This window comes from Pantoea sp. Sc1 (genome assembly GCF_000255315.1).
Lineage (GTDB): Bacteria > Pseudomonadota > Gammaproteobacteria > Enterobacterales > Enterobacteriaceae > Pantoea > Pantoea anthophila.
In genome coordinates, this window is sequence record NZ_AJFP01000001.1 from 2438564 (window position 1) to 2463759 (window position 25196).

Annotated in this window: 23 protein-coding genes and 1 pseudogene; all 24 read right to left on the reverse strand. The window is 55.0% G+C overall.

What is annotated here, in order from left to right; all coding sequences use genetic code 11:
- Positions 1–169: 169 nt before the first annotated feature.
- Entirely contained in the window at positions 170–1489 is a 1320-nt protein-coding gene (locus tag S7A_RS11260) for a hypothetical protein (RefSeq protein WP_009090668.1), read from the reverse strand.
- Complete coding sequence (locus S7A_RS11265) at positions 1482–3284, reverse strand: acyl-CoA dehydrogenase (protein WP_009090669.1); 1803 nt, start codon at positions 3282–3284, stop codon at positions 1482–1484. Before S7A_RS11265 ends, S7A_RS11260 begins: the two co-directional genes overlap by 8 nt.
- Positions 3277–4254: a hypothetical protein gene (locus S7A_RS11270; protein WP_009090670.1), complete on the reverse strand. Its 978-nt coding sequence runs from the start codon at positions 4252–4254 to the stop codon at positions 3277–3279. Before S7A_RS11270 ends, S7A_RS11265 begins: the two co-directional genes overlap by 8 nt.
- Complete coding sequence (locus S7A_RS11275; protein WP_009090671.1) at positions 4247–4768, reverse strand: hypothetical protein; 522 nt, start codon at positions 4766–4768, stop codon at positions 4247–4249. Before S7A_RS11275 ends, S7A_RS11270 begins: the two co-directional genes overlap by 8 nt.
- Positions 4765–5592, reverse strand: a complete 828-nt coding sequence (locus S7A_RS11280; protein ID WP_009090672.1) for a hypothetical protein — start codon at positions 5590–5592, stop codon at positions 4765–4767. The genes S7A_RS11275 and S7A_RS11280 overlap by 4 nt, the downstream gene beginning before the upstream one ends.
- On the reverse strand, positions 5585–6649 hold the full coding sequence (locus S7A_RS11285; RefSeq protein ID WP_009090673.1) for a hypothetical protein: 1065 nt from the start codon (positions 6647–6649) through the stop codon (positions 5585–5587). The genes S7A_RS11280 and S7A_RS11285 overlap by 8 nt, the downstream gene beginning before the upstream one ends.
- A complete protein-coding gene (locus tag S7A_RS11290) occupies positions 6636–7784 on the reverse strand; it encodes a hypothetical protein (protein ID WP_071987808.1) in 1149 nt (382 codons plus the stop codon). Before S7A_RS11290 ends, S7A_RS11285 begins: the two co-directional genes overlap by 14 nt.
- 22 nt (positions 7785–7806) lie before the next feature.
- On the reverse strand, positions 7807–9282 hold the full coding sequence (locus S7A_RS11295; RefSeq protein ID WP_083837635.1) for a class I adenylate-forming enzyme family protein: 1476 nt from the start codon (positions 9280–9282) through the stop codon (positions 7807–7809).
- Positions 9283–9324: 42 nt separating this feature from the next.
- Positions 9325–10221, reverse strand: coding sequence for a hypothetical protein (locus tag S7A_RS11300; protein ID WP_141629819.1), 897 nt, complete (start codon positions 10219–10221; stop codon positions 9325–9327).
- A 276-nt stretch (positions 10222–10497) separates the two neighbouring features.
- Positions 10498–11409, reverse strand: coding sequence for an alpha/beta fold hydrolase (locus S7A_RS11305; RefSeq protein WP_158000252.1), 912 nt, complete (start codon positions 11407–11409; stop codon positions 10498–10500).
- 5 nt (positions 11410–11414) lie between these two features.
- On the reverse strand, positions 11415–12191 hold the full coding sequence (locus S7A_RS11310) for an outer membrane lipoprotein-sorting protein (RefSeq protein ID WP_009090678.1): 777 nt from the start codon (positions 12189–12191) through the stop codon (positions 11415–11417).
- Positions 12184–13347 (reverse strand): ABC transporter permease, encoded by a 1164-nt coding sequence (locus S7A_RS11315; RefSeq protein ID WP_158000253.1) that lies wholly within the window; start codon positions 13345–13347, stop codon positions 12184–12186. The genes S7A_RS11310 and S7A_RS11315 overlap by 8 nt, the downstream gene beginning before the upstream one ends.
- 59 nt (positions 13348–13406) lie before the next feature.
- On the reverse strand, positions 13407–14306 hold the full coding sequence (locus S7A_RS11320) for an alpha/beta fold hydrolase (RefSeq protein ID WP_009090681.1): 900 nt from the start codon (positions 14304–14306) through the stop codon (positions 13407–13409).
- Positions 14307–14356: 50 nt separating this feature from the next.
- Positions 14357–15034, reverse strand: a complete 678-nt coding sequence (locus S7A_RS11325; RefSeq protein WP_141629820.1) for a hypothetical protein — start codon at positions 15032–15034, stop codon at positions 14357–14359.
- The gene (locus S7A_RS11330; protein ID WP_009090685.1) at positions 15027–15713 is read right to left on the reverse strand and encodes an ABC transporter ATP-binding protein; all 687 of its coding nucleotides are present in this window, start codon (positions 15711–15713) and stop codon (positions 15027–15029) included. Before S7A_RS11330 ends, S7A_RS11325 begins: the two co-directional genes overlap by 8 nt.
- Positions 15706–16452 carry a hypothetical protein gene (locus tag S7A_RS11335; RefSeq protein ID WP_158000254.1) on the reverse strand — a complete coding sequence of 249 codons (747 nt, stop codon included), beginning with the start codon at positions 16450–16452 and terminating at the stop codon, positions 15706–15708. The genes S7A_RS11330 and S7A_RS11335 overlap by 8 nt, the downstream gene beginning before the upstream one ends.
- 16 nt (positions 16453–16468) lie before the next feature.
- Positions 16469–16711, reverse strand: a complete 243-nt coding sequence (locus tag S7A_RS11340; protein ID WP_009090691.1) for an acyl carrier protein — start codon at positions 16709–16711, stop codon at positions 16469–16471.
- Between the two features lie 13 nt (positions 16712–16724).
- Entirely contained in the window at positions 16725–17003 is a 279-nt protein-coding gene (locus S7A_RS21810) for a 2TM domain-containing protein (protein WP_009090692.1), read from the reverse strand.
- 32 nt (positions 17004–17035) lie between these two features.
- Positions 17036–17584, reverse strand: coding sequence for an isoprenylcysteine carboxylmethyltransferase family protein (locus S7A_RS20845; protein ID WP_141629821.1), 549 nt, complete (start codon positions 17582–17584; stop codon positions 17036–17038).
- 325 nt (positions 17585–17909) lie between these two features.
- A pseudogene (locus tag S7A_RS11355) lies at positions 17910–19271 on the reverse strand (IS66 family transposase); the annotation flags it as partial.
- Between the two features lie 153 nt (positions 19272–19424).
- Positions 19425–20582 (reverse strand): transporter substrate-binding domain-containing protein, encoded by a 1158-nt coding sequence (locus S7A_RS11360; protein ID WP_009090697.1) that lies wholly within the window; start codon positions 20580–20582, stop codon positions 19425–19427.
- 43 nt (positions 20583–20625) lie between these two features.
- A complete protein-coding gene (locus tag S7A_RS11365; protein ID WP_009090698.1) occupies positions 20626–22332 on the reverse strand; it encodes a nitrilase-related carbon-nitrogen hydrolase in 1707 nt (568 codons plus the stop codon).
- Positions 22332–23825, reverse strand: coding sequence for a cytosine permease (locus tag S7A_RS11370; RefSeq protein ID WP_009090700.1), 1494 nt, complete (start codon positions 23823–23825; stop codon positions 22332–22334). The genes S7A_RS11365 and S7A_RS11370 overlap by 1 nt, the downstream gene beginning before the upstream one ends.
- 310 nt (positions 23826–24135) lie before the next feature.
- Positions 24136–25044, reverse strand: a complete 909-nt coding sequence (locus tag S7A_RS11380; protein WP_009090702.1) for a LysR family transcriptional regulator — start codon at positions 25042–25044, stop codon at positions 24136–24138.
- Between the last annotated feature and the right edge of the window lie 152 nt (positions 25045–25196).

Sequence of the window (25196 nt, forward strand, 5' to 3'; positions counted from 1 at the left end):
GGCGCGTAGCACTGCCAACGGAATAACACATCCCCGTCAATACGGTTCTCGCTGGACGCTTACCATTAACGCAACGGCGTGGATTTTTGTTTTTATCACGCGCAAGCCCTCGCACAGGGTGACATCAGTGCGGATGAATAGCCGCAGGCCAATCCGGCAAGGCCACCCTCTAAAAATCAAAATCATAGCTAAAATTTATGCCGACCATCGAACGCACCGGCGAGATTGCACCCTCTCCCTGAGAGGTGGTTTGTAGCAAAATAAACGGTTTCGCAGTGATGTGCGTACTTAATGGATAACGGCCTTCAGTCCAGAGCGACACGCTATTATCCTCGAGACCGTAAATCAGGTTAACTTCCACACCCCCCTGGGTAAAACGCTCAATGCTGTCGAAACGCACGGAAGCGTAGTAACGGCGCAGGTAAAAGTTCTGCATCAGCTGTGCTGAACTGCCTAAGGTGCCGACCCACGGATTACCCTGACCCAGCACCTGCTGCAAACGCGGATTTGTCAGCGTCCGGGCAGATGAGTGCTGGACATCAACCCATTGATTCCATTCATCACGGTTCATCCCATGCCCGTTATAATAAAAGCTGCCCTCCAGACTGCCCCCTTTCTGCAATGTGTAGCGTAGCGTTAATAACATCTTTTGCCAGTTATGCTGCCGGGGATCCTGACGGTTACGATATAACGCGGGTAATTGCGCCTCTTCGTCAATCGGAATCGCCGGGCTAACCTGTGTCAGCTGAGGAATATCACGATCGCCACTGAGCAGGTATTCACTATAAAGCGTCCACTGCTCTCCGATGCCCTGACTCAGTGTCGCCCCCCAGCGCGGTCGTTTACTGCTGGTTTTTTCTGCGAGCAGGCTACCTTCGATGTCATCGAGCTGCCACAGACCGCGCAGTGCTGCCTGTTGAGCGTTACCCCACCCCTGCTCATCTTCGGCTTTGGCCAGCACGAGGTCGAAATCGCCGCTGTCACTGCTCGCCTGCCAGCGGAGCATCGGCGCGCCCTCACGCTGGAAATCATCCATGCGGTTAACGCCCAGTGTACTTTTCGGCTGCGTGTAGCGACCGAAAATATCGATCGGATGGTAAACGCTGTCCTGGCTCCAGCGCAGATAGACTTTACCCGCTGTGAGGCGCTGAGTCTGTTCGGTGTTCATCAGGGTGACGCCCCCTTCCAGCAGCCGGGTGAGCCTGTTATCCGTGTGGTTTTCATGCTCCCAGCCCGAGGCAACGCCGATAAACCCCTGTAAATTATCCTGATAAAAGAACTGAGAGGAAAACATCACATCCGTGTCAACGCCTGCCCGCGTCGCGGGGCTGTAGCGGTTAGGTGAGAGCGGAGATGCGTCGTTATATTCCTTTACTCCATAGCGTCCCTGCGCAGAGAAGTGCGACTGCCAGTCGATCGTCTCACTGGCAGCACAGGCAGACGACAGGCAGAGTACAAACGCCGTCTGATAAATTCCCGCTTTACGCATCCTCAGTAAACACCGGATTAAACACACTTTCTGACTGCATCAGATAACGCACTTTTGCCGCTTTTGCTAGCGTCAACGGCAGTGTGACGCCCGCGAAATAGTGCGCCGTCGCATATTTTCCTTCCCACAGGATCTGATTATCTGATGCCTGCGCGATGTCCGCCGCTTCAATAAGGCACCAGCCGATAATCACTTCAGCGACAATCTCCATCATGATATTGGCGCAGGCTGGCACGGCGAGCATCTGCCCCTTGCGAACATAGTCGCCCATCTCCAGCAACGTTGATTTCATGACGGATTGCGCCTGCCCCAGCTTATCGGCCATCGCGGACAACGCCGGCTGTTTTCTGGCCTGAGTGATAAACGCGGAAATCCGCTGATTCAGCTCCTGGAGCCCGTGCGTGTCACGCAGTCCCATTCCGAGCTTGTCCCGCAGCAGAAACTGCGCCTGAATGTGGTTAGTCCCTTCCCATATCGATAAAATTTTGCAGTCTCGTGCATACTGCTCAACCGGAAATGCAGAAAGATAACCGTTGCCGCCCAGTACCTGAATGGCATTTTCAGCCACCGTCCAGGCGTTATTGGAACAATAGGCTTTCACCAGCGGTGTCAGTAGTTCAAAAAAGGCCAGCTCCTGCCGGGCCTCCTGCTCTTCTTCACGCGCTTTCGCTATCAGATAACGTGTCTCCGCCATGCCTAATTTGCCAAGCAGAGCACGGCAGCCTTCCGTGAGCATCTTCATTTCACTCAGCATACGCTGCACATCCGGATGAGAAACAATCGGCAATGAAGGTGCCTGGGCGCTCATTGCCCGATCAAACTGTTTGCCCTGAATGCGCCGGCAGGCATAGTTCAGTGCGTTGAGATAGGCACTGGAAGCCATTCCAAGCGCGTAGATTCCGGTGCTGATACGCGCTGGCGTCATCATGCTCAGAAGCTGCACCAGTCCGATATTCTCCCGCTCACCCATCAGATAACCGTAACAGGGCCCCTGTTCACCAAACCGGAGATGTGTATTGGCGCACCCTTTTAACCCCATCTTTCGCACCACTTCACTGCATCGCACCTGATTGTCTTTCCCGCCGTCAAAACGCGGAACAATAAAACAGGAGAGTCCCAGCACGCCGGATGGCCCATCTTTAATGCGCGCCAGCACAAACCAAACCATATTCTCGGTGAGTGAGTGCATACCGGCAGAGATAAAGCGTTTTTCACCTCTGATCAGATAACGCCCATCCTCCTGCCGTTCTGCCTGAGCTGTGATACGGCTGAGGTCGCTGCCCGCCTCCGCTTCGGTAATGCACAGTGACGAAGTCCAGCGGTATTCAGCCAAGGGAGGCCCGTAGCGTTCCAGCTGCTGCGCCGTGCCGAAACGCGTAAGCAATTGCAGGGCCGGCCCGTTGAAACCGACATAGGTCATAAAGGCTGGATGCGCCCCCATAAACATTTCCAGCACCGCATACTGAATCAGCGGGGGAAGCCCCAGGCCGCCCTGCTCGTAGGGCTTGAGACGCACGCCCCACTCTTCGCGGAACCTTACCAGCAGCGCCCGATAGCATTCAGGCACCTGTACCTCTCCCGCCGCGTCCAGGAAGCACTCCTGACGATCGGCTTCCTGATAGCTGGCTGACAACACGTTGCTGGCGAAACTCGCCGCCTCTTCTAATAACGTATCTACCCGCTCACGGGTTAACCAAGGGTAGTCACTTTTCAGGCAGGTTTCTGTCTGATTTTGCAGCCAGATCACAAAGCGAATATCGTCCAGCGGCGCCAGATAAATCGGTAAATTATTCATAGTCATTCCATGTACGTGAACACTGAGAATGCAACGTCATTTCAGTGAGAAAGTATTGATTATCGACATAACGGTATTGGGGATCGCAGTAATCAGGAGGCGTGCCGGGCAGCATACGGCTTGCCGGAACCGGCACAGTATGGGGCTTGTCCCGCGGCACCACACCGGGCACGGATTTAGCGGTTCGCACCACCACGCAGCCAATGCGCCCGCCTGCCGCCAGCGTCGTCATAAACAGCGCACCGGAACGGCACTGCGCAACGTTGCGATGCAGTTCATGCAGTGGCTTGATGGCCAGCAGATGAAGAGTGTCGGTTTCCATACTGGGCAACCGCGTCAACTGCCCCATCAACTGCGGAAACCAGTGTAATAAACCGGCCAGCAGCTGATCTGACCAGCCCGTGGCAATCGCGAACGAGACCCAGCCAGCTGCCCGATCATCGCCCAGACCGGCGGCCAGCCAGGCACCATAGCGTTTGATCAACTGTTCAGTGCCTCTGAGTCCCGCAGGTTTGGCGAACAGCGCACAGGCCTCAAGCACCACCTCACCGGGCTTTGCCTGGCACTTTTGCAGCACCATTCTGGCGATGCCTGGCTGGACGGTCAGTCCCTCTCCGCCATGGCCCAGCCCGGCACAGTCAAGCCGTTCCTGAATAAAGGACGCCGGGCTTTCGATAACCCAGATTTCGACGTGATGACAGGGACTACGCTCAAACTCAAGCAGTGCCGCATACCAGCTCGCACAGGCCAGGGAAACAAAAGCCCGACGCGGTGACGGCTGGCAAAACGTCTGTTGCTGCGACCAGGCTGCAATATCCTGTTGCTGCATGACGCCCAGTTCGCCTGAGCTGCAAAACAGGATGAGATCCAGCGCCTTTGCGCCTTCTCCCGGCGCGGGTAGCGCATCCGGCAGCTCGCCCTGCGAGGAGAGTGGAAAAATGTGTAAATCGCGCAGCACAATGTCACTCATCAATGGCCACAATGTTCAACTGATGAAGAAATCTGACCAGCACATCCCACCCATCCTGACACTGAAAGGAATGCTGTGGAAACCAGCGAAGCCGGAGGTGATTACGACCACTTTCCAGCGGGTGGCGAATAATCGACTCTTCAATAGCCAGCACGCTAAAGCCGTCGAGAAAGAGCCGCTTTGCTTCCTGGTCAACCTGATGAAGCAGAAAAATGTCATCCTGTAGAAGCCGCGCAGGGAGGCGAAGACCCCCCGGCATCATTGCCGTCATAACACAGCGATTAAGCGGTTGCAGATGCAAAAATGCCGCATTAACGATCTCTTCAAGCAGATCATATTTTTCCTGAAACCCACAGAATACAGGTGACTGAACTGCCGGTTTCTCAATACGTCCCAGTGAGGCGTAATCCTCTGGCGTGGTCATCGGCAGCACCCGAGCATTGGCACGATAAGCGCGAAAGGCATAAGGCGAGCGGTTCAGTTGCCCGTTAAAAAGATGATTGCACTGCATCATTTCGCCTCCCGCCAGTTAAAGATTCCATCGGCGGCCAGCGTAATATCGGCCATTGTCCAGTAGCCGTTCAGGGCGACCGACGTCGCCAGAAAACGCTGACCGGATGAGGCATGTGGAGCTTGTTCTATCAGAGAAATCCACGGATCGGCCCCAAAACAGTGGCCAAAGCGCGGATGCAGATCCGGTAGCATGTCGGCATCCGGTAACAGACGCTGGAATAGCTGGGTGACGGCCTGAGGAAAAAAGGGGAGCGCCAGCTTGTAGTCAGGCTTATCAGCCAGTGCGTTGCGCACGGCAATGCTGAACTCAGCGATAAAATTGCTGGTTTTCGCCACATTGACCGTGACACATTGATGCGCATTGGTCTCCGCACGAAACAGCAGCGTGACGATGCCGAAACCTGAGTTGCCCCAGTTGGGATTGGCACGCCAGAAGGCGAGATCCATCAGGTTGAGATCGACAATCGTGCACATCACATAGGGTGACGTACGCGGATGACTCAACGCCTGGCGCAAACTGTAGCCCCAGCTGGCGCACTCATAGGCATTGATCAGCATATCCGGCACGGCATCGGTGTATTGCGCTATCTGCTCCACCAGCGTCGGCCAGTTCACCAGCTGGCGGGAAAAAGCCAAATCCATAATCGTCGAACAGACAAAATGGCGATCCGGTATCGGCCCCTGCCATCCCTGCAAAGCATACGCAATCTGTTCACCCACCGCTTTAGCCAGTACCGGAGAGAGATTTTCCAGCCTGTCGTCTACCGACAGCAGCGATTGCGGGTAGCGGATAAACTCAGCGCGAACCAGCTCAAGCTCAGACATAGTGACCTACCCGATGCCGCTGGCAAATTTCCATCAGGCAACGATAAGAACTGCCTTCCATTTTTGTGAATCCCAGTAAATCGCGCTGATCGCTCAGTAATCGGACGCGCTGCTGTTCAACCAGGTCAAACAGCAAGGCATTAGAGGCAAATTTCAGTGCCATCACCTCATCTTCTGAATAACGATTAAACACCTGCTGAGCAGAGAGCGTGCGCGTTACGCTGAGCAAATATTCACGCGCTTCATCGTGCTGGCTGTCAGGTGTCAGACGTTTTTGTTGCATCAGCCAGTGCAGATGATGCATCAGCGAGGCGACAAAACGCGGACGAACATAGGTCAGAAACTGTTTAACCGCGATTAATCCGCCACGGCGTAGTGCCCAGTCGTGGCTACCCGGGAAGACGCCGTGACAGTTGCCCAGTTGAACATGGCCATCCAGCCAGCCAGACCCCACTCGCTTTCGCTGCCACTGCGCGCAGGTTTCGGGCGGTATCAGCCAGGCCTGAGGCACCATCTGACCCGGGCGTGAAAGGATAACAATGGCGAACGCGCAGGTTAATGCCCCGATGCCCCACTCTTTATCGAGCGTAATCTGCAACGCGCCCTGCGCATCACTCACTACTTGGGAACGCCACTGATGCAGCGATGGCCCACCGCTGTCGGTCATCAGGAAAGCCCCCGTGCCGCCGGCACTCACCCACTGCGCCACCTGCTCTTGCTGCCGGTCGCTCCCGGAAAGCTGCAACATAATATGGCCAAAAAGACCGATAATAAGGTTGAAGTAAGGCCCCAGCCCCTCCTCGCGCACCGCCACTACGTAGCGATCAAGTAAAGGCAGGCAGTCTATCGCCGGTAACGGGAATGAGGTGGCAGACGCCGCCAGCGGTTTCAGGGGCGTCAGCGAATCCTCAATAATCATGCGTGAGTCAAGATGACGCAAAACGCTGCGGAAAATCATCTGGCGCACCGATTCCGGCATCGGTTGATAGCCTTCAAGATGGCGGGTAATCAACTCGCCCAGATGCAACATATCCGGAACCGTTTCAGGAGAAAACATACTGAGCCGCCTCCTTTAATCCGAGAAAGCGATTCACGGTATAGGTGCTGTAGTAAGCGCCGCAGTAATCAAACAGCAGGATATCCCCTGGCTGAATATCTTCACCGGCATAGTGGCCAATCACGTCGTCACGACTACAGGTAGAGCCGACTAAAATCGTCTTCTGATTGCTATCTACGTCAGGCTGGAGGCGATCGTTCAGCCGCACCCGATAAGGCTGGCGCATTTTACGAAAGCTGTTTTCAGTCTGGCACAACAGGAAGCTCTGATTCATGCCGCCGTTGCAAATGGCGTAATGTTGATCGGCAATGCGTTTGGTTGCCACCACCGTAGTCATAAAAACGCCGCAGGAAGAGAACGCTGCGCGACCGGCTTCGTGTACCAGCGAGATATGTGCCGGGAAACGTGCCAGCCATTCACGATAAGCAGGGAACAGCGATTGATGCTCCCACCACTGTTCGCTAAAACCACCGCCCAGGTTAATCAGCTCAATGGCTCCACCGTAAGCTGCTTCAATATGGGGCAGTAACGCCAGTGCTGCCTCGGCAATCACATTGGCGAAGCGATGAAAGGTGTGGGAACCGCCAAACAGATGAAATCCTTTAAGCTGAACTTTTTCATGGTTCCGGATGAAATGCGCCGTTTCGAGCAGACTCACCAGATCCATGCCAAAATGATCTTTACGAATAGCAGGCGCGTCGGGCACCAACGCTGCCACGACGCCGACGTTACAGCGTAGAATGACTGGCTGAAGCGGACGATTTCCGGAAAGCGCAATCAGCTGCTGAAGCTGTTGCGGGCTGTCAATAATAAAAAAAGCCTTTGCGGCAATGCCGGCACGCATCAGATTTTTATCCATTGACGGATTATTAATATATATTTTTTCGCTATTCGCTACCAGATTCAGCTCATTCAGCGAAGCGACTTCAACCCCAGCATTACGATCGGTCAGGCGCAGATTAAGATCGGTGCCGGGGTTCGCTTTAACAGAGAGAATAACCGGCGTCCCTGTGCTCTCTTCCAGCGCATTAATATTATTTCGTAGCTGCTCAGGATCGTAAATATAGCAGGGAGAGTCAAAGACGAATTTCCCTGCCACTAATCCCTCTTCAATTCGGCTAATCGTGGTTGTCATGTCAGTCTCAAATTTTTGAACGTTAAAGAAAATTCACCAGCTCTTTTTTATTAATTTTTCCATTCTGATTCACCGGCCAGTTTTCAATGAATTCAATCCGTGCTGGCAGCCAGGGGGAATCAAAGTGCTCGCTAAGCCAGCTGACCAGTAACGGTTTATCCAGAGTGGCAGCGGATCTGACAAACAGGCAGGCCTGTTCATTGCCGTCCTCGTCGTGAATACCAATGACGGCACAATCCGTCACCTGCGGATGCTTTTCGACGATTGCTTCAATAGTGCGCGGATAGAGACAAAACCCCGCCTGCTTGATTAACTCTTTTGCACGTCCCCGGAAATAGAAATCACCCTCTCCGTCGTAGCTGAAGAGATCACCGGTGGCCAGCCAGTTATCATCGCGATAGTTTCCAGTAATAATCTGCGCCCCTGCACTGCTCTCCGGATGGGTATATCCCTGCATTACTGATGCGCCACGCACATACAGCTCGCCGATTTCGCCAGGTTTACATTCATGAAATACCTGTTTTTCGCTATCTCCTGACGCAATAAACACTTTGGCTTCCAGGCCCGGCATGGGTTTGCCCACAGAGTCCGGCTTGCGTTCTGCCTGACTGACAGGCAGAAACATCGCCCGTTTTGACTCCGTCAGCCCATACATCAACATCACGCCCGCAGCCGGGAACAGGGATTTCAGATCGCGCACGACCTTTTCCGGCATGTGGCCGCCAGTATTAGTGATCAATCGCACGCAATCCGCCTGACGTTTCAGGGCATTACCCAGTTTCGCCAGGCCTGCACCCAGTGCCGGAACCAGCGGCAGCACGGTGGGTTGCTCCTGTGAGATGAGTTTCAGCAGCTGCATCGGATTACAGGCGGCAGGCGCAAGGATGACGCGGCAACCCACATAAAATCCGAACAGAACCTGATAAAGTCCATAATCGAAGTGCAGCGGTGGAACGGATAGCAGCGTATCCTGCGGCCGCAGTTGCAGATAACCGGTGACGGATCGCAGCGCTGACAACACATTGGCATGAGACAGCATGATCCCTTTGGGTAAGCCAGTGCTGCCTGAACTGTAAATAATCAGCGCCAGATCGCTTCCGGTGACGCGCGGCGCCGTAAGGTAGATAAACGAGGCGGGCTTATCCGGCGCCGCACCCGACTGCCAGCGCTGCGTAGCCGCATCCAGGATCGCCTTTGCGCCGCAATCCTCTGCGATAATGCGTAACGGCGCTTCGCGGGTCTGCGGGGGCAGCGGACAGATGACGATGCCGAGATGCCAGGCCGCGACCATAACAGCGATGCTCTCAGCACCGGGGGTCGTCAGCAGCAGTAATCGATCGCCGTGCTGCAATCCCTTCTCTTTAAGAAGAACGCACCAGTACTCAATGCGCGCCAGGTTTAAAGGTTCCCCCCCTGCCATCCTGATATCAGGAAGGGGATGCCCTGCCGATAATTCAGCGTAAATATCCGCAAGTGAATGCAACATATATCCGGTCATAGTTCCCTCTATTATTTAGCGTAATAAAAATGGGCAAATGGATTACTGTGGCAGGCGATGATGAAATCGCTCAAGATAATTAAGTGATGTCATGGCACAAATCAGGCTGCTCAGCCTGTGATCCTGCTGTTTTTCGTTACGCCGGAATACTTTCCCGGGTGAAAAGTCGACAAGCTGATTAATAAATGTCGCGCTCATATTTAGTTGCACGGCACGACAATAAAGATTTGCCGCTTCCGGTGAGTCTGATGAAAAATTTTCATTATTTAATTTTACGCCCATATTTTCTTCATCAATGCGGGGGCAATGATAATAGTTGACGGCTTGCTGATAGGCCGTCGCCACCTGCTGAATAACACGCTGCCTTTCACTGATTATCAGGTGCCTGATCCATTCACCGTCAAAAGCCGTCTCCGGCGGCGAAAACCAGCCGGCAATTTCCGGGTAACGAACCTCGTTCCAGTAGTGTTGCAACGATCGCTGCGCCGCGCGTCTGATCCAAGGCTGTTTAAAACGCGTCGCTGCCCGCAGCGTCTCCGGGTCAAGATCGTAGCCGAGATGAACATGGCAGGGTGCGGACCGCTGGCAACCTAAACGAAGCAGTAATCTGAGTAATCCTGGATCACCATGGGCTTCGCCGGTCAGGGCTGCAAGCTGCGGAATGACATTGATCAGCATGGCATTATCGGAAAGCTGGGGCTGCGCCGGAATGTTACCCGCCCGGCCGCTGAAGCTGACACCGATCGTTTGCGGTGACGGCGCGGCAGAGGCTGAACAGGTGTACTCCAGCCTAGCGTCGCCATAACGCCAGACAATAGCGGCTCCGGGCGCTAACTGATAAATCCCCTGATAAGGCGTGCGTGGCGCAGCAACAAAACCGACCACGATAAGGTCAGCAACACAGCGCGGATCAAAACGGGTCTTGTCCGTTCCGCACATCTTAAGCAGCTCTGGCAGGCGCGTGGAAAAGAGAATGCGCTGCTCATCGGCTGCGTAATAGACCGATTTCCGGCTGTCCGCCGCCTGTTGCAGCGTGAGCGTTTTCTCATCTGCAACCCACTGAATCGTCAGTTCACGGCTGTTTTCAGCCGTAGAAGATCTCGCGACAATGCCCCCGGCAGGCGTTCCATCGGCCCAGCGTAATGCCGTTGCCTGCGCTGGAAAGGCGAAAGAGAAATAGCCACAGCCGCCGCTCTCAATGTCCATATTATTCCCTTATTGCATTCCGGCTTGCGGCGTAACTGTAGCCCGAAGCCAGTGTCCCATCAGCGTGGCCGCCATCGCCAGGATACTGAAATGTCCCATTCGCGCCAGACAGCGGCTCTCCCGCAGCAAGCCCGGTGCCAGGTGCCAGTTCAGCAGCGTGAACACCGCATCCGGCAGCATTACCTCATCTTCCTGCCCGACCATCAGCCACACCGGCACCCTGATTCGCTCCAGGCTCTGTGTCAGGTCACGACAGCGATAGCTTTGCAAAAAACGAAAGCTATAGTTGCGCCAGGGCTGTCCGGCATCACGCCGCACCTGTAAAACCCGGATGTGTTGCAGCGCGCTAAACGTTCTTCCCAGGCCATGGCGCAGCAGAGAGTAACGGAACTCCTGATTCATCCTGAGCTGCGACGCCGGATGTGGAGCAGGTTTACGGTGGTATCGACCGTAATAGATAAACGGGTAAGCGCGCTGGAGTTCGCGGTCATACTCCATATGACCAAAAAACACCGGCGCCAGCAGATATAACGCCACCACCATCGGATCTGGCCGCGTTGCCAGGTAGTTGATGGCCAGAGAACTGCTCCCCGAATGGGCGGCCAGTACCACCGGCAAACCGGGATGATTCTGCTGCAACGCAGCGATCATATCGCTCAGGTCGTCCTGTAACTGCCCGATGTAAGCCACATCGCCCTCCCCCCCCTGAGACTGGCCCTGTCCACGCAGATCAGGGCTGTAGACTGTCACCGCACTCGATTTCGCCAGGTGCTGACAGCATGAGACATAATCTTCACTGGTTAAGCCAAATCCAGGCAGCAGCAGCATCACGCTTTGCGCCGTGGTCATGCTGTAGTGACGGTAATGGAGTCTGCAACCATCACGCATCAGAAAAGCCGCGTCATGGCGGTCATGTTTCATCGCCATCACTCCCGGATAACCGCATTCAGCAGGTTTTCTTTTTTGAAAATCCCTGCCGGGAAGGTTCTGGCAGTAAACTGGCTTAATTGCATGATGGTGTAACGGTCTGGCTGCACCGGGTTAATCAACCGCAGCCGCTCTACGCGCGGTTTGCCTGCGGTAGTAACATAGTTTTCATAATGAATCTCTTTGATCAGTTTTTGCGATGCCGTGTAGTGAAGACTGATGCTTGGCAGCGAACTCAGCGGATCGATCAGGTACACTACGCGCTGATAGCTTTGCCGACTGTTAGTCGCCACCAGCGTCAGCGCGATATAGCGTTTTCCGTCCCGCTCGACATCCTGCTGCTGTTGCAACTGGTAGTCTGCAAAATTGGTATTAATCACATCGCCGTTACTGGCTTCGCCCAGTAATCGCTGGCTCGGCGAGACACGCAGCACACGTTTTGATGAGGGCAGTGTTAACCACATGTTATCTCCCTCAACCAGGATACGGCGACCTGCGGAATTTTGCGGCTGCCGGAACAAAATCAGGATTTGCTGATGCGACTGAAACAGCACCTCAAGCTGACTCTGCGCCTCCGCTACCTCATTGCGATAAGACGTCACCTGTAATGAAAAGCTGAAGCTGCCAGACAGCCCGCGCAGGTCGCTAATCTCTCTGAACCATTCGCTGGCACCTTTCTGTACCGCCATGGCAGGGGCGCTGATCAGCATCAGCGCAATCAGGCACGCCAGCCATTTGCGTAATAAAAAAGAGGACGCCAATAAAATGTTATGCATGATTAAGTGCTCTTGTAATAACGAGTCTGCCCGCCCGCAGCGCAGGTAACAGACTGCAAAGCAGGGATACCAGCACACTGACCACAAAGGCGGTCAGACACTGATGTACCGTCAGCAGGATGCGTAAAGGGTACGTCACCGTATTGCCCGGCGGCGTTGGCATCATCAGACCGGAGTGGTTGAGCAGCAGGGCGAGGATCCACGCTAGCAGTAATCCCGCGAGGCCCCCGATAATCCCTAACAGTCCGCCTTCCATCACGAACAGGGCAACCACATCGCCTCTGCTGGCGCCAATGGCCCGGATAACCCCGATTTCACGGGTTCGCTCCACCACATTCATGGATAAAACATGAGAAATAGCAAAGGCCGCGACCGCCAGCAAAATGACATTCACAAAGGTGAAAATGGCGGAAAACAGGGCAACAACCTGGTGATAGTAGGTCGCCAGCTGTGACCAGCTGCGGACTTCTATCCGGTCGGCATCTTCTGTCAGCTCACGGGTGAGTCGCTGCATGACCCGATCGGTTTGCTGCGTATCTTTCAATAACACCACGATGCGTGTGGCTCCCCGTGTCAGCAGGAACGTCTGCACCAGAGCAAGATTAGCGTAAGCTGTCCGCAGATCCCGCTCTTCGACGCCGGTGGTGACAATACCGGCCACGGTGACATCCATCGCATTGATGGTCTGATTAGACGCGGTGCCTAACAGCGTCAGAGAGTCGCCCGGGTGCACGTTAAGCGCTTTTGCCAGTGCGCCACCCAGCAGAATACCGTCACGCTGTTCAGGGAAAAGATTGTTGCCTGACTGCAACTGAATGGCTGAGCTCAGCGTCGATTCTTTATCAGGATCGATGCCAATAAGGTGTGATGACATCTGCGCATCGCCATTGGTGATCAAAATGTCGGTTTCCAGCCTTTCCGTAATGATGACCGCTTCCGGCTGTCGCGCCGCCTGTGCCATGATCTGTTTCTTCAGCGGTTCAGGCAGCAGCATGCTGGCGTCGCTTAACGCACCAAATTGATTAAATCCTTTACTGAAAAACTGAATATGCCCCAGTTGCGAACGGATCATGCTTTCCCGCAGCCCCTGATACATCGATTCACAAAAGCCGGAAAAGAGTAAAATAGCCGCCAGAGCCAGGGCAAGATTGGTCACAGAGACCGTGGTCCTCCTTTTGTTACGCAACAGATTACGTACGGCGAGTTTGCAGCGGATCATCGCATCGCCTGCCCTGTCAGCGACAGATGCTGACGTATAGCCTGACTGGCAAAGAACAGACAATCGAGATGCGTGCTGTTTGCAATGACACCGAAGCGCAGCGCTTCGTTGCCATGTTTTTCAGCGAACTCACGCATCGCATCTGCGCTGAACAGCTCATCTTTTTCAGCAGCCAGCAGTAAAACCGGTAACGGCAAGGCCGCCAGCTGTTTAGCCGGATAGCGTGGTGTCAGCGCATTGGCCATGTTCACACTGTAATGCTGAACAAAATCTGGCTCAGAGGCTTTAACGTCTGGCGGAAAATTCAGCGCCACGGCCGGATAGTTGCCAAAAAGCAAGCCACCGCTTAACGCATTAATGACGAAAGGCCACTGGCGCACTTCAGCAAATGGAACCGTCACCCCGCTACGCCGGACTTCGCTTGCGAAAGGCCCGAGTTCTGGTGCTATTAATATCAGGCTATTTGCAGGAGATTGCGGACGATGGCGGGTGAAATAATTAATTAACATTCCGCCACCGCTGGAATGCCCCAGCAGGTGAAGACGCGCCTGAGGGAAAAACGCGCGCAGGCTTGTCAGCAAGGTATCCACATCACGCCAGATGCGGTCAGGGCGGGCAACCTGACCTTTAGCGCCGAGGGAACCTCCGTGACCGCGAATATCCACCAGGCAGACAGCTGTGGTGTCATCATGTAGTTGACGGGCAAGAATGTCATATCCGGCATCCAGATGAACGCCGCCCCCGTGATAAACGATAATCACGTCCTGCGTAGCATGCCGGGGCGGGTAAAGCCGGTAGCGCAGCCCATCCATCCGCGCGGTATTCACGCGTTCCGACTGAGGTAGCGTCGCGTCAAGCCGATCCGCCTGCTGGTTGAACTGGTCAAAATCAATCACGATAAGCGTTCCCTGTGAAGTATGCCTGCCGGTAAAGCGCTCTGCGGCAGTTACAAATGCTTTTTAGCTCGTTCACTCCATTCTCCTCCCGCCAGGGCAGCCGCACGCTGCCACAGTAAGGTCGCCTGGGAGGGATCATCGGAAACCACGACTTCGCCCAACTGATAAAGCACCATGGCACGCAGCGACTGCGTCTCTTCCGTCGCCGGAATGGTCTCTATCAGCCAGTGGTAGTCCTGCCGTGCCAGCGCGCCTTTGCCTAAAAAAGCCGGGGTGCGGCTGGCGGTGATAGCACGCTGTAAACGCGGCCCGATATTCTCAGGCTCTTTGAGCACGGCGCGATCGAGCTGGCGAAATCCGCGATTGACCAGCGCCATTGCCTGCATGCCGTCGATTTTGCTGTTGCCCGCCTGGATACAGTAAAGACTGCCCTCAATCGCCATCAGCAACGCATCATCCGGTAACGCGTGTCGGGCCTGCTCAATCGTCAATGCGGTCTGTTCCTGCTGTGGCGCGTCTGCCGTGGTGGTCAGCGCGATGCTGACCAGCGCCAGCTGACGCCACTGCTGCTCACTGCGTTGTTCAGCCGGTATCTGTACCAGCTGCTGCTGCATCACCCGTTGCTCACTCTCGCCAGCCGGTATCGCAGGAGGATATTGCAATGCGGGCTGAGCATGGGCAGACAGAGCCGTCAGCAGAAATAGAACGCCGGCAATAATATTATTCATGCGTCACCTGCTCTTTACCGTCCTGCATCACCAGCAGTTTATCCGCCCATGGCGTCAGCGACCGATCGTGCGTCACCAGCACCACCGCCACCTGATGCTGCTGGCAAAGGTTTTTCAGCAGTGCCATCACGCTCTCTTTATTTTTGCTATCAAGATTGGCCGTAGGTTCATCTGCCACAATCAGCGTGGGATTACCGGCCAGCGCACGAGCGATTGCTACCCGCTGCATCTGACCGCCTGATAATTCATTCACTTTGGCATCACGCTGATCGGCCAGTCCCACAGCGGCTAACAACGCCCCGGCTTTTTCCGTTGCCTTCTCCACCTTGCGCAGATCAAGGGCATAGCGCACATTTTCTATGGCGGTCAGCACTGGAATAAGGTGGAAGTCCTGAAAAATAAAGCCGATATGCTGCTTACGTAGCGCGGACAGCTGACCGTCACTTAGCTGACTGACATCAGCGCCAAACAGCGTCAGCTGGCCTGAATCGGGAATATCCAGCGCGCCGCACAAATTCAGCAAGGTACTTTTTCCGCTTCCGCTTTCCCCGGTGATAATTAAAAACTCCCCGCGACTGAGCGTAAACGAAACCGATTTCAGCGCCTGAACAGACTGCTCCCCACGCAGGTAAGATTTTCCAGCCGCCTTCGCACAGATGATCTCATCGATATCAGCCATGCTCAGGCAACTCTTTCATCTCTTGTTCCAAGACATCGCTTTCCTGCTGAAGCCATGCCGGATGGAAACCAATCTGCTGATACGCCTGCCACGCCATTCTGGCGTTAGCCTGGGCCGAGGCCTGACTTTCTTCATCGCCTTCATCAGCAAGATAGAGCGAGAGACGCGTCAGGCCGAGCCAGGCGGACGCAGCCAGCGGCTGCGGGATACCATGACGGTTAAGAACCGGCGTTATACGGTGTGAAATAATCTGTGCATTGGCTGCGCTATCGCTGATATCGGGAACCGAAGCAAAAGCCCATAGTGCAAGAAGCTGAACGTCAAACTGCTCTGGCACCTTATCTGACACGCTCTTTAACTGTGTCAGCGCCTGTTTTAACTGCCACAGCTTACGCTGACCAAACAACAGATCGAGACGCGCACCTGCCTGTTTGACTTCAATCGCTGCCGCCAGCGCGGTCAGAGAGTCACTTGCGCCCTGTTCTGCGCGGGCCTGCTCAACCATTGCAGCTGCCTCATCGAGGCGATTGTGCAGGAAGTAGATCATCGCAATGCTCTGGGCATCTTTATCTGTCGCGCTGGACGTTGCGCCATCAGCTATCAGCGACTGTTCTGCGGTGCTAAACGGAATTTCAGCAAATTTTATGGGCGCAGCACCGGAAATCCAGGCAATAACGTTGCCAATCACAAAGGTGATTAATGTTACGCGCAATGCGATAAAAAGCGGTTTCTTATTCATGATATTCATAAGATGGCTATACCTGCAGACTACTTTCCAGCATGCACACATCGATCTCACGCAGCGTAGAGTTTTCATCAAAGAGCAAATCATCAAAATCCATCACATTAGGGTAAATCATCTGGCAGGCCAGGATTAACTCCACCACATTTAATGAATCAATGCCTAACTGGCCCAGGGGGCAATCCGCATCAACGCTGTCAGTTTTAAGAATTTTAGCCACTTCTTCACACAGTTGTTCAAGCGATAATGATGTCATAGCAGGTATATCCTTATCTTTTTTCGTTATTTCGTTTAATTAATTTTAATTCTCTCTGGAACATCTTACTCCGTAGAGAATCAGGCCACTGATAATAGGTTATCATTGCATGAATGAACAACCCGATAAGCCACCCCAGCAAAGGATAATAGAACCAAAGTTTATTATCATTGAGTATATTAATAGTGAACAGCAAGCTATTTACCATTACGTAAACAATACAATGGCACCAGAAGGAAATTTTCTTTCTGACTCGCCTTGACGCACTTCTGTAATCCCTGTCAGCGTGCAATTTTCATCCTGTTGTCTATATAAGGAAGGGGATCAACCGCCAGCTTTTTTTTGATAGGCCGGGTATTCATGCGGAAATGCGTGACTCAGCATCTGCTCTTCAAGGCGAATACGCCACAGAAAAACAAACAGTACTGGCGTCAACATAATGAGACATGACAACAGGTTACCTAATGCCAGCCCCATTCCAGCAAAAGCAATAATCACCCCCAGATAAGCAGGATGACGAATAAAGCGATAGATGCCGGTGGTCATTAACTCGTGATCGTTGAGGATAGCGATATTAACCGTAAAGAATTTCTTCAGACGATATATTGCATGCAAACGAATAGCGATCCCTATTAATACAATCACCAGACCAGCCCAAGTGATAATATCTCCCTGCCTCGCAAAGCGTAAATATTTTGACTGTGCTACGGCGAATCCCAAAATAAGAGATGAGTAGGTGAAAAAATTTAATATCATCTCAGAATGACGATCCGAGATATCGGATGATTTCCTATTGGCTCGTTTTACCGAAGCGATAATCGACTCACAAATAACCCAGGAAAGCCCAACAGCAATAAATAAATAGCTGAACAAAATTTTCACCTCGCGAAATAAGCATCCTGCTTAATTAATAATACAACCCCTGAAAGGCGTAAAAAGATGTCAGGCAGTGATGAAATGTAAAATATATTGAAACATTAACACCTGCGAATTTTTTTAACAAGTGCGTAGCACTAATAATATTAACTATTCTTAAAATAATCACATTATGTGATGGAGGTCACACTTTCCATAGAGAATCATGTAAGTGGTCATACCTCTGGCTATTCAGACCCATCAATGTTGTCATTAATTAAGTATATATTCTTCAGACAAAAGGTAAGCGTCCAGCGAGAACCATATTGACGGGGATGTGTTATTATGTTGGCAGTGCTATGCGCCAGGGGAGCAGTTCACTCACCCGATTGACCGGCCAGTCAGCTATGACGTCAAGGACATGGCACAGATAGCTTTCTGGGTCCATGTCGTTCAGTTTGCACGTCCCTATCAGACTGTACAGCAACGCTCCTCACTTTCCTCCGTGGTCTGAGCCGAAGAACAGCCAGTTCTTTCTTCCCAGACTGACCATCCGCAGCGCATTTTCAGCGATGTTATTGTCCGCCTCAGCCCAGCCATCATCTGCATAGTACGTCAGTGCCGGCCACTGGTTCAGGGCGTATGCGAACGCTTTCGCCAGTTCTGAGTGTCGCGACAGGGTTTTCATCTTTTCACGTAGCCAGCTTTCCAGGGATTTCAGCAGCGGTTTCGTTTTCAACTGACGTTCGGCAAGGCGCTGCTCCGTCGGTATTCCCCTTATCTCCGCCTCTATGGCGTACAGGTCGCTGATCCGTCTCAGGGCTTCTTCCGTCAGTACTGACGGGGTACGGACGTGCACATCGTGGATTTTACGGCGGGCGTGAGCCCAGCAGGCGGCTTCCGTTATCCGGCCATCCCGGTACAGCTCGTTGAACCCGGCGTATGCATCCGCCTGCAGCACACCGCTGAACCCCGCAAGATGGGTCTGCGGATGGATACCTTTTCTGTACGGGCTGTAGGCGAACCAGACCGCCGGCGCCAGCGCTGACCCGGCGTTGCGGTCGTCACGAACGTACGTCCACAACCGCCTGGTCTTCGTCTTCTTATTACCCGGCAGCAGCACCTGGACCGGGGTATCATCGGCATGGAGCTTGCCGCCGGTCAGGACATAGCTCTGAAGCTCCTCTTCCAGCGGAGACAGCAGCCGGCAGCATGCGTCCACCCAACCCGACAGCAGTGAACGGCTCAGCTCCACACCCTGGCGGCTGTATATTTCTGACTGGCGGTACAGCGGGGTATGCTCTGCATACTTTGAGCTCAGCACACGGGCCAGTAGCCCCGGTCCTGCGATACCCCGTTCGATGGGCCGTGAAGGCGCGGGGGCCTGCACTATGCCATCGCACTGAGTACAGGCATGCTTTTCACGTACGGTCCGGATAACCCGGAAGGCGCTGCGCATCAGCTCCAGCTGTTCGGCAGTATCTTCGCCCAGATAGCTCAGCGCGCCACCGCAGTCCGGGCAGCATGGCTCTGCCGGCAGCAGCCGTTTTTCGTCACGGGGGAGTGAGTCGGGGAACGGCTTACGGGTGCGGGTCTAGCGTAAAGGTCGTTGCACAGCCGGGTCATCCACCCGGCCAGTCAGCGTATCGCTTTCTGTCTGCAGCCGGTTCAGATCGGCTTCCATCTGCGCGATACGGCGGGAGACGCTGGTCAGCCAGCTGGCTCTCGTCCGGAAAGACCGTACAGAAAAGGCCCTCAATGCCTATGCGGCTGAACTGCTGCGCCAGATGGTGGTTATCACGGTCGGAACAGCCGATCACACACACTTTTAATCCGCGCATCTGTACGTTTTTTCGGCTCATTCGTCACCTCCGCGCGGCATGAGGCTCGCGAGATCCACCCTGGCCAGCCAGGGATCGGGTTTCACCGCCGCCTCCGCCTGCCAGAAACTCTCCAGCCTGCCGTTGTGACATCGCGCCAGATGCGGCGTCAGCCAGCAGTGATTATTGTCAGCGTCGAGGCGGATCCGTCCGGCGGGCGAATCCATCTCATCCTGCAATACCGCATTGCGCACACCGTCCACATCTGCATTGCCGTGGCGCGCAATGGCTCTCGCCAGCAAATGTCCGGCGAGCCAGGCACTCTCGCTGTCCACTGAGGGCGAAACCTGCTCACCAAAGCGCTGATGATAGCTGCTCAGAAAACGGTGGTTGGCGGCGCTGTCAATCGACTGAAACCAGCTGGCAGAAACCAGATACCCCTCTAACGCCTCTGCACCAATCAACTGCACTTCCGGTTCACACAGCGTCAGGCTGAGCTTCAGCACCTCATTTAGCCAAGGCTGCTGCTGGCAGGCCTGGTGCCAGGCGCGATAGAAACTGTAGGCGCTTTTACCGACCATGGTATTCAGGAGGACTTTCGGGCGGCAGGCGATAATATCCGCGATTAACGCCTCCACGTGTTCGTCCCCCATCGGCAGTAATTTACTCTGCAATACGCTGCCGCCCGCGGGGATGACGGCTTCACGGGTAAGGCGATCCATCTCCCATGACCAGACATAGTTAGAACCAATGTGATAGATCTCTGCTGCCTGCTGCTGTAACAGCCAGCTGAGCATCGGCAGGATATGCTGGTTGGGACTGGCCCCCAGGTAAATCACGCTATTGCTGCTCTCAAACCCCTCATAGCGCGCGGAATGCCACAACAGCGCGTTGGCACCTTCGATTAGTGGCAGAATGGTCTTCCGCGCCGCAGACGTGTAGCAGCCAATCACATGACGCACCCCGTGGCGATAGAGTAAGTCGTGGCAATATTCGTAATAGAGATCCAGCGACCCCTGCGGATCGCGGATTACGGGCGCCAGGGTAAACGGATGGGCGGGATTGGCGTTTATCTCCTCAATCGCCAGCAGGATGCCGTTGAGCATCTCGCGCCCGATCACCGCATAATCGCCTGACACTGAATAGAGAATACCGACCGGAATAACGGGTTTCGGCAGCGGCTGAGTGGCAGTCATAATAGCTCCTGAATCAACGCGGCCCGCAGGCCGCGTCTGTGGCTCATTTCGGTGATGGAGCAATCAGCGCAGTGTAGAAATGCGGCTGACGCATCAGCACCAGGTCTTTACGCCTTACCACATGATTGGGATAAGGATCGCCGGCTGACCCCGTGGAGATATCCAGCAGCGCCAGCTCCTTCGCACCGGTCGCTTTCGCTTCCCTGCGTGGAAAGGCAAAGGTATCCGGGCCGTATATCCCGCTCAGGCCAAAGCTTTCGCCTGCGGCGGCGGGCCAGTTGGCAAAAGCCAGCCAGACGTTATTCTCTCCCGCCCGAACGCGCGGCAGCAGCCAGTGGTAAGGATCGGCGCCGCGCGGGATCGGCCAGACATGCGGTATCGCCGTGCCCGGGTGCGCCATGGGCAGAGGTGAATGAAGCTGCGCCGGGCAGGCGATGATGTCGCAGCCTTCCAGCGCCAGGATGCGGGCCGCTTCCGGCACCAGCAGATCCTCCCCCAGCAGAATACCGACACGCCCGCACGGCAGATCGCACGTCACCCACTGATCCCCTGCGCAGGCCCAGTGCCGATCCTGGTCGCTGAGGTGAATCTGGCGATAGTACGCGTTGACTCCTTCACTGCTCACCAGCATCGCGCTGTTGTAGCACTGCTCCCCTTCCCGCTCGGCGAACCCTGCAAGCAGCGCGATATCCAGCTCCATCGCGAGCGCGACCAGCGCCTGTACAGGCGCATCCTCCCGCGACAGCGCGCAATGGCTGCCCTCCCCGCCGGTCAGCGCGCGCTCCGGCAGGATCAGCAGTTCCGCGCCCTCTGATTTCGCCTGTCCGGCCCAGTGCCGAATCTGTGCCAGATTGGCATTCACCTCGTCTTGCGGGCGAAACTGCGCCACCGCAATACGGGACGCTTTGCCCTCAGGCAGGGGATCACGCCCATATAAGCCAAAAAAGTCCGCCGGATTCCAGAGGAAAGTATTGGTCATCAGCCGCTGATAGAGCTCAGGCCGGCGCTTGTTCAGCTGTGGATTCTCCGCCGGAAGAGGTAACTCAGCGCTGAGTATCCGATCGCCGCTGTCGCAGCTGGCCAGCACATTTCCCTGGCTATCCACAATGCAGCTGCCGCCGCTGAACTGCACGCCCCGCTCCCATCCCCAGCGGTTACTTTCAATCAGCGCACAGCCATTCTCCCAGGCGCGCGTGAGCCAGTAAGGCGCAGGAGTGCGTTCAGCCAGCCAGTTACTGATGTGGCAGATAATCTGTGCGCCCCCCAGCGCAGCCAGCCGGGCAGTTTCAATGAAGTGAATATCCATACAGACCAGCAGCGCAATATTGCCGATCTCAGTCTGAAAGACCTGATGCCCGCCATCACCGTTAGCCGCCCATTTCGGTTCCGAAATATAGGGATGTGTTTTACGGTGGACGCCAATCACGCCCTGCGGGCCGACCAGAATGGCGCTGTTATAGTAGAGGTCGGTTACCCTGTCCCGCTCCGGCATGCCAAAAACCAGAAAGCAGTTAAACTCACGCGCAATCGCAGCGAATGCCTGACTGGTGGGGCCATCCGCCGTTTCTGTGTAGGGGGCGACCTCCGCACGATCCTGCCAGCAGTAGCCGGTAGTGGCCATTTCCGGCATCACGATTAAGCGTGCGCCGTCACGTGCCGCCTGAGTGGCTAATGCCAGCAGCCGGGCGACGTTTTCCTCTTTTCTGAACTGCGTGGGTTCAAACTGAATGGTTGCAACGTTGATGCGCATTATTCGGCCTCCTTGCTCAGTAAGGGTTTAAACACCGGTTTCGGCCCCTGGTAAGCATCAGAGGGTTTCCAGCTGGTTTGCATATCTTCCGGGAAGGTTTTGAAGTAGTAGCTGCCGCGGGTCGCCACGCTGATAGCGACATGCAGCACAGGGCCAACCAGCATGGCAATAAATGAGGCGTACACCATCGGATAGAGGCCCAGCACGCCTGCCGCGCCTGTTGCCACCGCGACGCACAACGCAATGACGCCAGACGGATTCCACATCCGCAGATACGCTTTGCGATACTCCACGAAATCGGAAGGCGCAAGGTGCAGCACTTTGCGGCAGATAAAGTAATCCGCAAGGATAATAAAGACCCAGGTGTTGGTGAGAATGCCGGTAATGGAGAGGAACGTGCCGGTATACTGCAGGATATTGCAGATATAGAACAGCACGCCGAGCAACCAGACCAGCAGCATCCACCACTGGCGTCCCGGGCGATAGTTAAACGCCATATCCATGGTGTTCGACAGGGCAATCGAACCTGAGTAGAGATTCAGGACGTTGATACGAATCTGGGTGATCACCGCAAATAACACGCCGGTCAGCCCCATAATCAGCGGGAAGACGAAGCCCGGATCGAGCGCCAGCGACCAGACATCCTCGCCCTGAATATGCGGCATCAGGGTGTAGGCCATAAAAGCACCAAACAGCATGACGACAACAATCGGGATCAGCATCCCCAGCATGATCGTTGCGGTGCCTTTATGCGTGATCCCCGGACGGGCAAAACGACCGTAGTCAGTGGCCATCAGTCCCTGAAAAACAATCTGCCCGTTGGCCATATTCATCACCAGCCACAGGGCGTTACTGTCCGCCTCCCCTTTCGGCTGCCAGCCGCTGAAGCTGACAGCCGGATAGTGGTGCGTTAACTGCCAGATACAGAAGCCAAACAGCACAATGAAAATGGGAACGCCCCAGGTTTGCAGGAACTGCATGGATGACATGCCCTTCCAGACAAACCAGATGGCGGCCAGCCCCATCAGCGCAAAGATAGCGATGCCGGTCAGGGAGTTGACCGGCACGCCCGCATAGTTGGCGATGGCGTGAGACACAATGGTGCCTTCAAACAGGAAATAGAAGATGAAGTTGACGGCGTAAATCAGCGAGGTGAAGGCGGAGCCCATATAGCCAAACCCCAGGCCGCGCGTCATCAGATTGAGTGAGAGCCCCTCTTTACTCGCCATCTTCATAATGCACGAGCCAATCAGGGTGGCGAACACCACCATATAACCGATCGGCAGCAGCAGCATTGGCCAGCCGACCTGGTAGCTCATGTCTGCCCCGAGGCTGAACCAGAACATCGCGGTAGAGTTGCCCAGCAGCACCAGAATAATGGCCGGAATGGGCCAGCGATAGTGCGCCGGCACACGGCCCACCGCGTAATCCTCGACGGCCTCTGCTTCGGTAATATCCTGCGGCCCCTGAAACCATGCTTTTAACTTACTCATAGATTTGCTCCAAAAAAAAGCCCTGCCGGCAGCATTGCCGGCAGGGCTTCTTCGCCTGAAATCGATGTTGTGGAGTGGCGGCTCGCCACAGGCCGCTTACCAGGCTACGGTGCCTGTTCCTGCCCGGCAGGATGCGGTAACGATAAGGAAGCAATTAATGCGCCAACTGTTAAAAGTGGCGCAGAAAGGCGGTAGAGAGGCGGATGGCAGGCGAGAGACGCATAATGCCGGTGCAGCGCGCACCATGGTGATCCAGATTTCGTGAGCCATCCGGGTTAATGATGGCGGAGAACGGAACTGCGACGCAGGTTCAGGCAACGATAAACTGCGTTTCACACTGCCGGGCAATCTCCCACAGTCGGTTGCGGATCACCTGCTTGAGCTGCAGCGTGGACTGCGACTGAGGCAGGTCGCGCCGGCTGATCAGCATCACTTCAAACGGCAGGGGCTGGGCCACGGGCAGCAATTTCAGCTGGTCGGCATAGCGGCAGGCGGTGAAGAGATCCACGACGCCCACGCCGCCGCCCGCCAGCACCATATCTGCGATGACCGAGTAGGTTTTAATCGATAACGACACGGCGGGGTTCAGTTTTTTATCGCGCAGCGCACGATGGAGTACGCGTCCTAAAGGGTCCTGGGCCTGCATCATCAACAGATTGTTGTCGCATAACCACGCCAGCGTAACGGGATCAGCCTGGGGATGATGACGTGGCAGCAGCGCCACCATGGAGGAGTGAAACAGGGGTTCAGCCAGCAGAGCCGCGTCGACCTGCTGACCGAAAACCAGGGCAAAATCGAGCTGATTCTCCAGAATCATCTGGCATAAGGTACTGAAATGCTCGGTCACCAGTTCAACGCTGACAGAGGCCATCTGCTGTCGCCAGGTCACCAGGGCGGGAGCCATCACCATCTGACCAAATGCGTGAGCCGCCCCGACGCGCACTAACTGCCCTTCGCCGCGCCGCAGCTGTTCGGCGAGCTGGGTAATGGATTGCAGGCGCTGACAGAGTTCATCGATTTCCGGCAGCAGGCGCCGCCCCTCTGCTGTCACGCTCATTCCCTGAATACGGCGTTCAAACAGCGCAAACCCCAGCTGCTGCTCAGCGTGATTCAGCACCCGGCTGATGTTCGGCTGCGACACATTCAGCAGGCGCGCCGCTGCGCTGATGCTGCCGGTCTGCACGATGGCCTGAAAGACCTCTATATGGCGGAGCCGCATAATTTTTACCCTGGATGGAATAGCGAATAAAGGCGCCTTCGCCAGGTGGCCTGATCAGGTCCTGGCGGAGGAGAGGCGAATCGTCTCCTCTTGCAAAAACTGTACCGCAAAGCCAGAGAGGAGGCAGTTACCCGCCTCACAGACAGGGTTAC